This is a genomic window from Bradyrhizobium vignae (assembly GCF_004114425.1).
GTDB lineage: Bacteria > Pseudomonadota > Alphaproteobacteria > Rhizobiales > Xanthobacteraceae > Bradyrhizobium > Bradyrhizobium vignae.
Genome location: NZ_RDQF01000031.1, coordinates 69992 through 83168 on the forward strand (window position 1 = coordinate 69992; position 13177 = coordinate 83168).

The window sequence follows — 13177 nt, forward strand, 5'->3', positions numbered from 1 at the left end:
CAACATCCTATGGACCTGCTCGCTACAACCAGTGCTGTCGCTGTTTCGTCTTATGCGCTCCTCTCGACGATCTACAAGAGCGCGCAAGCGCTTTATGCCCAACCGGCGATTAACGCATCGCTCCAGGACAACTCGGGACGATCGGAGGTGCTCCTTCCCAGTGTAGACGTTATCGTGCCGTGCTTCAACGAGGATCCAATTACGCTCGCCCAATGTCTGGAGTCGATTGCGAGCCAAGACTACAGCGGAAAGTTGCAGGTCTATGTGGTCGACGACGGATCTGCAAATCGCGAACTTGTCGCGCCAGTACACAAAATCTATGCGAACAATCCGAGGTTCAGCATCATCTTGCTGGCAAAGAACGTCGGAAAGCGCAAGGCGCAGATCGCCGCAATACGCAGCTCATCCGGTGACCTGGTCCTCAACGTCGACTCGGATACGATCCTTGCCGCTGACGTTGTTACCAAGCTCGTATTGAAGATGCATGACCCGCAAATCGGTGCAGCCATGGGTCGGTTGATAGCGAGCAATCGCAGCCAAACCTGGCTGACCAGGCTGATCGACATGGAATACTGGCTGGCATGCAACGAAGAGCGCGCGGCGCAGGCGCGTTTCGGTGCCGTCATGTGCTGCTGCGGTCCATGTGCCATGTATCGTCGCTCCGCGCTCGCCTTGCTTCTTGATCAATACGAGGCGCAATTCTTTCGCGGCAAGCCGAGCGATTTCGGCGAGGATCGCCATCTAACAATCCTCATGCTCAAGGCGGGATTTCGAACCGAATACGTCTCGGACGCGATCGCAGCAACAGTTGTCCCGGACCGCCTAGGGCCATATCTACGTCAGCAACTGCGCTGGGCGCGCAGTACCTTCCGGGACACGTTCCTTGCATTTCGCCTGCTGCCGGAGCTCGATGGCTATCTGACGCTAGACGTTATCGGGCAAAATCTCGGCCCGTTGCTTCTTGCCCTGTCATCACTGGCAGCGCTTGCACAGCTCCTGATCGTCGGTTCTGTGCCCTGGTGGACGGGATTGACGATTGCAGCAATGACAATGGTCCGGTGCAGTGTGGCAGCCCTTCGTGCGCGCGAATTCCGCTTTCTCGGCTTCTCGCTCCACACACCAATCAATATCTTTCTCTTACTTCCATTGAAGGCCTATGCGCTTTGTACATTGAGCAACAGCGATTGGCTATCGCGCAAGGTCACCAATGTGCCGGCCGAAGGGGAAAAGCAGTCTGTCACCCTGCACCCGAACGCTGGACGAAGTGCTGCGAGTAAATGGGGAATGTCTGGAACAATTCGCGAGGCGGGGTTTTCGTCCGGTGAATCGACCCTGACGGCAACGAAGAGTGTTTGCGCTCACGATCGTTCGACGGCCTGCAAGTAGGCGATTGGCTCATGATTCCGGACGCAAGTCACCAGCTATTAGAGCGAGAGTTGGCTGTCGACGACCCATGGGGCCTCGACAGTAGTTCTTTCGAGCAGGCGCGATACGCACAAATGCTTCGGATGTCGCGTTGCAATGGAAATGTTGCGCGTGCCCTCGAAGTTGGATGTGCAGCCGGCGCATTCACCGACATGCTGGCGCCGCTATGCGAGCGACTCACCGTGGTCGACGTCATGCCGCAGGCCATCGAGCGAGCGCGACGACGGACTTCGAAGCGGCCAAATATCACGTGGGTAGTCTGCGACATTCAGAGGTTCTCAACCACTGAGCAGTTCGATTTGATCGTCGTGGCCGAGGTTCTTTACTACCTCAAGGACGTTGTCGAGATGCATGCGGCTATCCGCAACCTGGTGAGTATGCTCGCTCCAAATGGAGCTCTGATTTTCGGGTCCGCACGTGACGCCACATGTCAACGGTGGGGTCATGCTGCTGGTGCCGAAACGGTGATCGCGCTCTTCACCGAGAGCCTATCGGAGGTCGAGCGACTGCACTGCCACACCGAATCGGTCAACGAAGACTGCTTGATCGTTCGGTTCCGAAAGCCGGGTCACTCGTCAGAACAATCAAACGTCGGTCACTAGACCAGGGGATCGTATGCGCATCTGCGGTATCAAGTTAACACATGACGGGGCAATTGCCGTCGTCGAGGACGGGCGGCTTGTCTTTTGCACCGAGCAAGAAAAGTGCGGCAACGGTCCACGCTACCAATCCGTCGAGAATCTCGATGCAGTCGTGCTCGCCTTGGCGGAGCATGGACTGGATCCGCGGGATATCGATCAGTTCGTCATCGACGGCTGGGATGGCGAGATTGAGTCGCAGTTCCAGGTCCTAAGTGGCGCTGTGCCGATCGCGCTGAAAGGGGCGCCATATGTCGAGCGCCATGCTGAGGGCCTTCTTGATTCCGTCGACGGCTTTGGCCTGATCCTCGGAGGCAAGGTCTTTTCATATAAGAGCTACCCGCACGTCACGGGCCACGTCGCGTCAGCGTATAGCACGAGTCCCTTTGCCAGCGCGGGAAAACCCGCACTCTGTCTGGTATGGGATGGCTGCATCTTTCCACGTCTTTACTATGTCGAACCTCGGGGGGCGCGGCTCATTGCATCCCTATTTCCGATGATCGGCCATGCCTACGCCGCCGCGGGCCTTCACTTCGGCCCTTACAGGCAACCGAACCGCTCGAGTTGGGATTTGGGCATAGCCGGCAAGCTGATGGCTTACATCGCGCTTGGCTCTGTCGACGAAAGCATCGTGGCGGTGTTTCAGGAGCTCTATGAAAAGCGCTTCGCCGCTGACACCGAGCAGGCTCATCGCTACCGAGCTGACATCAACAATGCGGAATCGTCTCTTGCAGCACTGCACGACTTCTTCGAGGCAAGCGCGCTGCGCCTGACGGACAAGCGAGCGGAGGACGTCCTTGCGTCCTTTCATGTGTTCGTGGAGCGTCTCCTTGTCAAGGAAATGGCGATGGTTCTGCTGCGACACTCGGCGCTCCCGGGGGCCCGAAATCTATGTATCGCGGGAGGTTGCGGTCTCAATATCAAGTGGAACAGCGCGCTTCGCGCGACGGGACTGTTCGATGATGTTTGGGTGCCACCGTTTCCGAATGACAGCGGATCGGCGATCGGCGCCGCTTGTGGCGCGATAGCGGCGCAAAATGGCTTCGGGCCATTGGAATGGTCAGTCTACAGTGGTCCGGACCTGCAGGACAGCGAGCTTCCGCCGGATTGGGAGGCGACGCCATGCAGTCTGCGTGAACTTGCGGCGATTCTCGCCGACAACAAGCCGGTCGTCTTCCTTTCCGGGCGCGCCGAGCTTGGGCCGCGGGCGTTGGGCGGCAGAAGCATTCTTGCAGCGCCCACCTCGCCCGCAATGAAGGATCATCTCAACGACATTAAGCGTCGCGAGAACTTCCGGCCGGTGGCGCCGATCTGTCTGGAGGATCGGGCGCCAGAAATTTTCAGCCCAGGTACGCCAGATCCTTACATGCTGTTCGATCACCAGACCCGGGCGGAATGGCGCGACAAGGTCCCCGCTGTGGTCCATCTTGACGGCTCGGCGCGGCTGCAGACAATTTCCCGCAACTCTCCGCACAAGGTCGCGGCGCTTCTCGTCGAATTTGAGCAACTCACGGGAATCCCGCTGCTCTGCAACACGAGCGCCAACCTCCACGGACGGGGATTCTTCCCGGATGCTGCCGCGGCCTGCCAATGGGGGCGTGTTGAGCATGTGTGGTGCGACGGCCAGCTTTGGACCAAAACGGTCATTGAGAAGCCATCGTCCGCTGAACGACTTCTTTCAGCCTAAGATGAACATGTCCACGGTAGCGATCGACCTTGCCGACGTGAAAAAATCATTTGGCGACAAGGTCATCGTCAATGAACTGTCATTCTCGGTTGCGCGAGGAGAATGCTTCGGCCTGCTTGGGCCAAATGGAGCTGGCAAGAGCACGATTGCGCGTATGCTCCTCGGCATGATTTCGCCGGATGCAGGCAAGATTACGGTCCTCAATGAGCCTGTGCCTTCCCGCGCTCGTGTGGCGCGGGTACGCATCGGCGTGGTGCCGCAGTTCGATAACCTTGAACTCGAGTTCACCGTGCGAGAGAATCTGCTTGTGTTTGGCCGCTATTTCGGCATGAGCGTTCGCAAGATCGAGGAGGTCGTGCCATCGCTGCTCGAGTTTGCGCGCCTCGAGAGTAAGGCGGATGTGCGCGTCTCCGAGTTGTCCGGTGGCATGAAGAGGCGGCTGACGCTGGCGCGCGCCCTGCTTAATGATCCCCATCTACTCGTGATGGACGAGCCTACAACCGGTCTTGATCCGCATGCACGCCACCTGATTTGGGAGCGCCTGCGAGTTCTGCTTGCGCGTGGCAAGACGATTCTCTTGACCACTCACTTCATGGAAGAGGCCGAACGGCTGTGCGACCGGCTGTGCGTGCTTGAGGGTGGATGCAAGATCGCCGAAGGCAAGCCAGACGCCCTGATCGATGAGCACATTGGCTGCAACGTCATTGAAATCTATGGGGGCGATCCACATCAGCTCTGCGAGCTGGTCAGGCCGTATGCGCGGCACATCGAAGTCAGTGGCGAGACTCTCTTTTGTTATGCGCCACATCCGGAGCAGGTACGCGTGAAATTGCGCGGGCGAGCGGGCCTCCGTATTCTGCAGCGCCCGCCGAATCTCGAAGACGTGTTTCTGCGGCTCACCGGGCGCGAGATGGAGAAGTGAGCGATGGGTGAAAGCTATGCGGCGGTAATGCCCGCTAACGCGTACAACTGGATCGCGGTATGGCGTCGGAACTTTCTAGCATGGAAGAAAGCCGCACTTGCGTCGATTCTGGGCAACCTCGCAGATCCTATAACCAATCTGCTTGGGCTCGGCTTTGGCCTTGGCCTGATCGTCGGGCGCGTTGAGGGGACGTCGTACATCGCGTTTCTGGCGGCGGGCATGGTCGCGACCAGCGCCATGACGTCTGCGACCTTTGAAACCATGTATGCAGCCTTTGCGCGGATGGATGCCAAACGCACCTGGGAAGCGATCCTCTCTACTCAGCTCACCCTTGGCGATATCGTTCTGGGTGAACTGGCGTGGGCGGCCAGTAAGTCCGTTCTGGCGGGAACAGCGATCGGGATCGTCGCTGCGACGCTGGGTTATGCATCATGGCCATCCATTCTGTATGCGATGCCGACAATCGCCCTTACTGGCCTTGTCTTCGCCAGCCTGGCGATGGTCGTCATATCTCTTGCGCCAAGTTACGATTACTTCGTGTTTTACCAGACACTTTTCCTCACTCCTATGGTGTTTCTGTGTGGCGCGGTCTTTCCGATGAGCCAACTGCCCGGCTCATTGCAGCACTTCGCCGGCATGTTGCCGCTCGCACATTCGGTCGACCTTATTCGCCCGGCGATGCTTGAGCGCGGCGCCGACAGTGTTGCCCTGCACGTCGGTACGCTTTGCGTTTACGCGGTATTGCCATTTTTCGTGTCGACAGCACTGTTCCGGCGCCGCCTGCTGCGTTGAGGTGAGTTGAGCGAGAACGGGGAAAGTCAATCGATGCAGGATCACGATGCTTCTGCGGAAGCTCGGGAAGACCTCGTCTGTCCCAGCAGCTGCTGCAATGGCCTCAAGAGGGCCGCGATCGAGCCAGGTCTACGGCCACCTGTTCGGTCGATCGGCGCGGACGCGAGCACCGTTATTTTCTGAGCGCCTGTCGCTAGGCGCGGAGACGGACTTTGGAAGGTCCTGGTTGTGCTGTCTGGCCCGCGCAGCCGTCGGACGATTAGATAGATGGAACGGCAGTTGGCCTTCCCGTCATCATCAAATGGAGAAATGAGATGTTGTGCCTGGGAGTGAGTGGCGGTCTTGACCGAATCTATGAAAACTCGCCGGAGCTGCCGAATACATTTCTTCACGATGGCGCTGCGGTTCTCGTGCAGGATGGCCGCGTAATCGCTGCTGTCGAAGAGGAGCGTCTCAATCGCGTCAAACACTCCAACAAGTTCCCGGGCAATTCGATCCGATACTGCCTTTCCGCCGCAGGGGTCTCGCTCGGCGAGATCGACCGCATCGCGTTCTACGCGACCGAAGCCTACTGCAATACCATGCTCGAGCGTCTTTCTGTTTCTCATCCCGTTCCGTTGGACGCCAAACTGTTGCTGCGGCAGCTGCTGGCACGGGAGTTCGGCGCCGAGATCGATCCGTCCCGGCTTTCCTTCGTGAATCACCACGAGGCGCATGCCGTGAGCGCGTTTGCCATGTCCGGGTTCGAGCAAAGTCTCGTTTTTACGATCGACGGCGGTGGCGATTTTCACTCGGGCTTATTGGCGGTGGGGTCTGGCACCGAAATTGCGCAACTTGCAAGCTTCCCGGAAAATAGTTCCCTGGGGCTGTTCTATCTCGAGACGATTCGATATCTCGGCTACGGGTTGTTCGACGAGTACAAAGTGATGGGACTTGCCCCATGCGGTGATCCGACTCGCTATCGCGAACTCTTCGCGCAGTTCTACGAATTGTTGGACAACGGTGGCTATCGCGTTCACCTGGATCGAATCGGTCCGGCCCTGGTCCGCAACATCGATGTTCGGCGAAAAGGAATGCCATTCACCCAACAGCATCGAGATGTCAGCGCTTCGCTGCAGGAAGCGCTGGAGCGGATCGTGTTCCACATCCTGCGGCACTATCGCGAAGCGACGGGCATGACTCGCTTGTGCCTGGCTGGAGGTGTAGCCCATAATTGTACGCTGAACGGTAAGCTGCTTTATTCCGGGCTATTTGACGACATCTTTGTCCAACCCGCGGCGCACGACGCCGGTTGCGCACTCGGCGCTGCATTGATGATGTCCAACGAGCTGGGCAGGCCAGCGCCGCGCGAGCGACTGCCGGACGTTTATTGGGGGCCCGATCTCGGAAACGAGCAAGCCGTTGAGCATGAGCTCAACGCATGGTCAGGTCACCTCGACATTCAACGAAGTGATGACATAGCATTCAGTGCGGCAGACTGGATGGCAAATGGAGCTGTAATCGGCTGGGTTCAGGGCCGGTCTGAGTTCGGCCCACGTGCGCTTGGTAACCGCAGCATTCTTGCGGACCCGCGGCCTGCGGAAAACAAGGACCGTATCAACGCGATGGTCAAGAAGCGTGAGGGCTATCGTCCGTTTGCGCCATCTGTACTGGAGGAGGATGCGAGCGAGTTTTTTGAGCTTCCCGACGGCACGCGGCAGCTCCCCTTCATGAACTTCGTGGTTCGTGTGCGTGAAGCCAAGTGTAACGTGCTCGGTGCGATCACGCACGTTGATGGGACCGCTCGGCTGCAGACAGTATCGCGCAAGACAAACCCCACCTATTGGGATGTAATTAATGCGTTCAAGAAGCGAACCGGCATCCCGGTTCTTCTAAATACGTCATTTAACAACAATGCCGAGCCGATCGTGGAGTCCGTTTCAGATGCGATCACCACGTTCTTGACGACTGGCCTGGACGGACTTGTTGTTGGACCTTTCCTCGTCCGAAAGCGATCAGCAACACTGCAGGATTGGAGTGCACTGAGCGTTTCACTGCCGCCGTATGCATCCCTTCATCGTGTTCGCTCCCACACGGCGCCAGATCGTCAGGAAACGGTCTGCGAGATCCGCACTGGACATTCCGGCCGCGACAGTATGCGTATCTCACACGAGCTTTTCGAGATCTTGATGCGGATCGAGGGCGAGGCGTCGCTCGGTCGGCTTCTCGAATCAACCATGCTGGGCCAGGCCAAGCGTGAAGATCTCGTGAAGGAGTTGCGGCTAGTGTGGGAGCTGCGGGGCGTTCGGCTGCATCCGCCGCGCGCGGCTTGCGACTGAAATGGAGTGCAAGGCCAAGCATAACCGAGGTGATGAGCTTGTATATGCCTACATGTACGGGGGCAGGGCATCCGGCGTAGAGGATGGCGCAATGTACATCCGATTGAAGTAACGTAAGTCGACGAAATTTTACTGAATAGAAGAAAAGGCGAAATCGTCGAGAGAACCCGCTCACATCAGGATAGCGTTGCTATGAAGTTCTACCGACGCAGCTCGCCGGCAGCGCGATTTCCGACCATGACGTCGGATGCGACGATACGTGAGATGTCCGCAATGACGTCTCTTGTCCAACCAGGAGCCCGGGAAGAGGCAATGCAGATGCTTAGCGGTTCGAGGAATGATCGGTTCGTAGTGTCTCGGCGACGTACGGGGTTCGGCGACTGCCTGTGGTCACTGGCGGCAGCCTGGCGTTTTGCAAAGCAGACAGGACGGACGCTAGCCATTGATTGGCGGGGATCTTGTTACCTTGATGAGCCATTCACGAATGCCTTTCCAGTCTTCTTCGAACCCGTTCAGGGCATTGCTGGCGTGCGGGTGATTTGCGACGACGAGATCAATAAGTGTTCATTTCCGGGACCATTCTTCCCGGCATGGTGGAATAAACCATCCATCGATTGCGTCTATCGCCCGGACGAGCAGATTTTCCGGGAACGCGACGAACTCGATCAACTATTCCAAAGTCAGAAAGATAGTGACGCTAACACGGTTGTATGTGACGCCTGCCTGATGTGGCGCTGCGATCAGGAGGCCGAACGAGAAATCTTTCGCAGCATCAAGCCACGACCTGACATTCAGGCTCGGATCGATGCGATCTACCGCGAGCACTTTGAATCGTACAGCGTCATCGGCATCCATGTCCGCCATGGCAACGGCGAGGATATTATGGGGCATGCTCCCTACTGGGCTGACCCGGAGCGCGCCTTGCGACAGGTCTGTAATGCCATTGATAAGGCTAGGGGGTTACCCCACGCAAAACCCGTGAAGGCTTTCCTGTGCACGGACAGCGCGCTCGTCGTTGAGAAGGTCTCGACTATATTTCCTGATGTTCTCACGATCCCAAAACGGTTCCAGGCACCTCAGGCCGGCCCATTGCACAACGCCGCGCTCGGAGTCGAGGGCGGCGTTTCCGCCCTCATTGATATGTATCTCCTTGCGCGCTGCGACACCGTGATCCGTTTTCCCCCGACGAGCGCCTTCACGCGCTATGCGCGTCTCTCTGCCCCACGCGTTATAGAATTCGATTTGAACGATCCAAGCCGCTTGATCCTGATTGAAGAATCCTCGCAAGAGCTCGTGGCTTCATGAAATTCGTAGCGCGTCTAATCGATCTGATTGCCGCTTTTTGCATCCAGCAGTATTGGCAGATCTTTTCGGGGCGGCAATTGTCTGCCCAATGTGATGCTCCGTCGCGAACTTCCACCGAAGAACAGAGCGACACGGGGTCCGAATGTCTTCCGCTGAAGCTCGACGTCGAACAATGACCTTAACGTGCTGCCGCCCCGGGAAACAGCTGTAACACGTCTTCGTCTTCGCCTCGGGAGGCCTCAAGTCGAAGCTAATCGGTGGTCGATCGCGGACGAACACATCGAAAGCGTCTCCGGGCCGGCGAGTTCCGTCTTGGGTCGGTACTCGCTGGTGCGGACGGGCGCTCTCGAGTTCCACTGTTGTTTGAAAAACAGTCAGCACGCCAGGTCATGGATCCGGAATCAATCCGCCCGGCGATGTGCCAGTGCTGGACACAGCAGAGCAGGGCGGTGATGAAGTCCAGCATCAATTGCCGGCGAATCTAACCTACGAAGCTGGTAACGTCAGTTTTTGAGTTGAGGCGGCTACTCGCGGCGGTCGCTCTCCTGATCGATCGTTGCCTCGACGCGAGGAGCTGGCCATCTGCTGACTTTTCCGGTTCTGCGATCAGGAAAGAGAGTGTGGCCCGTAGCCGTCTCTTTACGAGGGCGACTGTGCTGGCGACATTGCGTAGCTGATGCACCATCGCTGTCACAAAGCACACGCAACGTGTTGTGAACCCGACAAGCATTCGCTGTGCGCGACATTAGGACGCAAAACGGAAGCCGATTTACATGCATCGCAGTGGCCCAAATCCTGCTACGCGTGCGTCGCGCAGCAGGAGAGGAGGCGAGCGTGGGTCTGGATCTGCCAAATGACGATCTGATCAAAGGCCCGGTGCCCGAAGCAAATTTGGGTTGCCCCTTTCAAGCCGATAAAGCCCGTGTTCATGGCGGAGAACAGAAGGTGATGTTGCTCACCGGCGCATCGCGCGGAATTGGTCATGCCACCGCCAAGCTGTTCTCGGAGGCGGGCTGGCGCATCATTTCTTGCGCGCGTCAACCGTTCGACGGCGAGCGATGCCCCTGGGAGGCAGGGAACGACGATCATGTCCAGATCGACCTCAGCAATCATCGAATGCTGCCGCGCGCGATCACTGAGGTCAAGAAACGCTTGGTCGGTGCACCTTTGCACGCGCTAGTGAACAATGCCGGTGTCTCGCCGAAAACGCCCGCTGGCGATCGGATGACGTCGTTGACGACGTCAATCGAGACTTGGATGAAGGTGTTCCATCTCAATCTGGTGGCCCCGATCCTGTTGGCGCAGGGTTTGTTTGACGAGCTAAGAGCCGCGTCAGGATCGATCGTGAATGTGACTTCGATTGCGGGCTCGCGGGTGCACCCGTTTGCCGGCAGTGCCTATGCGACGTCGAAAGCTGCGCTTGCGAGCCTCACACGCGAAATGGCCCACGATTATGCGCCGCATGGTATTCGCGTGAATGCGATCGCGCCCGGCGAAATCAGGACGGACATGTTATCGCCCGACACAGAAGCGCGTCTCGTGCCAAGTATCCCGCTTCGCAGAGTGGGAACCCCGGATGAAGTGGCCAGGGTCGTCTTCTTCCTGTGCTCGGATGCGGCGAGCTATGTCACGGGGGCCGAGGTACCGATCAATGGTGGGCAACATCTGTGAATCGGCCGGCCTTGGCGACGCAGCTGACGTGAGCTGCAGCAGCGGTGCTTATGTTCTCCGCTGACGTCGCGCACGCAATCCGCAAAAATGAAATGAATGCACACCGTAAGTTTACCGTCGTGCCATGAAAAGGTGTCACGGTTCTATGTCATCTCGTCAACACTTGGCGTTAGATCGAGAGTGACATGCAAAACGAAGCTCGCCAACCGGGACAAGGTACCAGGGAGGATGATCAAGAGAACGGAGCCCGCCTCATGCTGGATATACCTTCCTCACGTGAAAGACCTGCCTCGCAACCTGAGCCGGAAGGTAAGCTCTCGGGGGAACCGTTGCGTGAGAGCGCGCTCACCGGCATCTTCGAAATATCGAAAATACTCACCGCTCCTTGTCGGCTTGAAGTCACGTTGGCCAACGTTGTTGGTCTTCTGCAGTCTTTTGTGCAGATGCGACACGGCATTGTCTCACTGTTCGATGAGGACGGCATGCCGGACATTACAGTGGGCGCGGGCTGGAGCGAAGGCAGCGACGAACGTTACCGGATGCGACTGCCGCGGAAGGCAATCGACCAGATCATCGCGACGGACAGGCCTCTTGTCGTCGAGAACGTGGCCGCCGAGCCGGTATTCAGTGCTGCCGACCGGGAAGTGCTCGGCGCCTCTGATGATATGCCAGTGTCGTTCATTGGGGTTCCCATTCGTATTGATCTGAAGGTCGTGGGAACGCTGACGGTTGACCGGATCCGCGACGATAGGTCGAGTCTCAGGCTCGAGTACGATGCGCGACTGCTCGCCATGATCGCCAACCTGGTGGGACAAACAGTGAAGTTACATCGCTTGTTCGCCTGCGATCGCGAACGGCTGATGGCGGAGAAAGACCGGCTACAAAAGCAAGTACTAGAGCTCAGGCAACCCGCTCGGGAGCGCAAGAAGCTACACGCCCATGGGATCATTGGCGACAGTCCGGCCCTGCGCGGGCTGCTCGAGAAGATTGCGGTTGTAGCCAGATCTAACAGCACGGTTCTGCTGCGTGGCGAATCCGGTACCGGAAAGGAACTCGTAGCTAAGGCCATTCACGAATCATCGTCCCGCGCCAGGCGCCCGTTCGTTAAGCTGAATTGCGCGGCGCTTCCTGAGACCGTCCTGGAATCCGAGTTATTCGGACATGAGAAAGGCGCCTTTACCGGTGCATTCAGCTCGCGCAAGGGGCGCTTCGAACTTGCTGACAAAGGAACGCTGTTTCTTGACGAGATCGGCGAGATCTCAGCTTCGTTCCAGGCGAAGTTGCTGCGCGTTCTGCAAGAGCAGGAGTTCGAGCGCGTCGGCAGTAACCAGACTGTTAAGGTCGATGTTCGAGTAATAGCTGCGACCAACAAGAACCTTGAAGAGGCTGTCGCAAGGAGCGAGTTTCGCGCGGACCTTTACTATCGCATCAGTGTAGTTCCATTACTGTTGCCACCGCTGCGCGAAAGACGCAGTGATATTCCGCTGCTTGCCAGGGAGTTCCTCAGAAATTTTAATAACGAGAACGGCCGTACGCTGACCTTGGAGGCGAGTGCGATCGATGTACTGATGAACTGCGGCTTTCCGGGAAATGTCCGCGAACTCGAGAACTGCATCGAGCGTACAGCGACGCTGTGCGCCGGATCATCGATCGTGAGAAGTGACTTTGCATGCTGCCACGGCCAGTGCCTATCTGCGATGCTGTGGAAAGGCACGTCGGACGAGAGACCAGACCAACCCGCACCCATGCCATCGGTGCCCGCAAAGTCGACCATTCCGCTACCTCAGCCGAGCCAGCCGACCCAGCCGATCCAGTCTGTCGGCGGCGAACTGGCCTCACTGGGGCCTCCCGGCACAGTTCTCGTTAGTGGCGCGAGGATAGCCGATCGCGAACGGGTCATTGCGGCCATGGAAAGATCTGGCTGGGTGCAGGCAAAAGCAGCGCGCCTGCTCGGATTAACGCCGCGCCAGATTGGCTACGCGCTGAGGAAATACGGAATCGAGATAAAGCGGTTCTGAACGACGACATCGGTGGGAACTGCTACTGCCAAACAGCTATAAGAGGACTATCTCCGATAGGCAATCTCATCGCAATCTGAAGGAAATGGGTCAGCCCACGGGGGCGACTTGGCCCCGAGCGTCACCGCGCACGCTTGCGGGTCTGCTGTCGAAAGGCGGGCTCACCTGGTTCGATGACGGAGGACTTGCTCGCAATGGGCGGGCCATGCAATCGCGAACAGTCGGTTGCTGAACATCTAACAAGCGTCATGCTTATCCGTCGATCAAGCTCGGACTAGGGTCCGGACTCAATTGATCCACCAAGTAACGGCGGCGACCAAGAGGATGGCCGAGAGGAAGTTGTCGGCTCGCTTGTCGTAGCGGGTCGCAATCCGCCTGAAGTCCTTGAGGCGGCAAAACAT

9 protein-coding genes and 1 pseudogene are annotated in these 13177 nt (G+C 57.9%); 9 read left to right on the top strand and 1 reads right to left on the bottom strand.

Annotated elements, in window-relative coordinates:
- Nucleotides 1-9: 9 nt before the first annotated feature.
- The 9 genes from nodC to nifA all read left to right on the top strand — a co-directional run bounded on the left by nodC (nt 10) and on the right by nifA (nt 12776).
- Entirely contained in the window at nt 10-1386 is a 1377-nt protein-coding gene (gene nodC, locus EAV90_RS24145; protein WP_129144906.1) for a chitooligosaccharide synthase NodC, read from the top strand.
- An 11-nt stretch (nt 1387-1397) separates the two neighbouring features.
- On the top strand, nt 1398-2027 hold the full coding sequence (gene nodS / locus EAV90_RS24150; protein WP_129144907.1) for a nodulation methyltransferase NodS: 630 nt from the start codon (nt 1398-1400) through the stop codon (nt 2025-2027).
- Nucleotides 2028-2040: 13 nt separating this feature from the next.
- Nucleotides 2041-3750, top strand: coding sequence for a nodulation protein NodU (gene nodU, locus EAV90_RS24155; protein WP_129144908.1), 1710 nt, complete (start codon nt 2041-2043; stop codon nt 3748-3750).
- A gap of 1 nt (nt 3751) precedes the next feature.
- Complete coding sequence (gene nodI / locus EAV90_RS24160; RefSeq protein ID WP_129144909.1) at nt 3752-4672, top strand: nodulation factor ABC transporter ATP-binding protein NodI; 921 nt, start codon at nt 3752-3754, stop codon at nt 4670-4672.
- 3 nt (nt 4673-4675) lie between these two features.
- Nucleotides 4676-5464, top strand: coding sequence for an ABC transporter permease (locus EAV90_RS24165; protein WP_129144910.1), 789 nt, complete (start codon nt 4676-4678; stop codon nt 5462-5464).
- Nucleotides 5465-5778: 314 nt separating this feature from the next.
- A complete protein-coding gene (locus tag EAV90_RS24170; RefSeq protein ID WP_129144911.1) occupies nt 5779-7782 on the top strand; it encodes a carbamoyltransferase family protein in 2004 nt (667 codons plus the stop codon).
- A gap of 192 nt (nt 7783-7974) precedes the next feature.
- Nucleotides 7975-9087 carry a nodulation protein NodZ gene (locus EAV90_RS24175; protein WP_129144912.1) on the top strand — a complete coding sequence of 371 codons (1113 nt, stop codon included), beginning with the start codon at nt 7975-7977 and terminating at the stop codon, nt 9085-9087.
- Between the two features lie 834 nt (nt 9088-9921).
- Nucleotides 9922-10758 (top strand): SDR family NAD(P)-dependent oxidoreductase, encoded by an 837-nt coding sequence (locus tag EAV90_RS24180; protein ID WP_129144913.1) that lies wholly within the window; start codon nt 9922-9924, stop codon nt 10756-10758.
- 185 nt (nt 10759-10943) lie between these two features.
- A complete protein-coding gene (nifA, locus tag EAV90_RS24185; protein ID WP_129144914.1) occupies nt 10944-12776 on the top strand; it encodes a nif-specific transcriptional activator NifA in 1833 nt (610 codons plus the stop codon).
- Nucleotides 12777-13063: 287 nt separating this feature from the next.
- Here the strand turns inward: nifA and EAV90_RS24190 are convergent.
- Nucleotides 13064-13177: pseudogene (locus tag EAV90_RS24190) on the bottom strand (IS5/IS1182 family transposase); the annotation flags it as partial.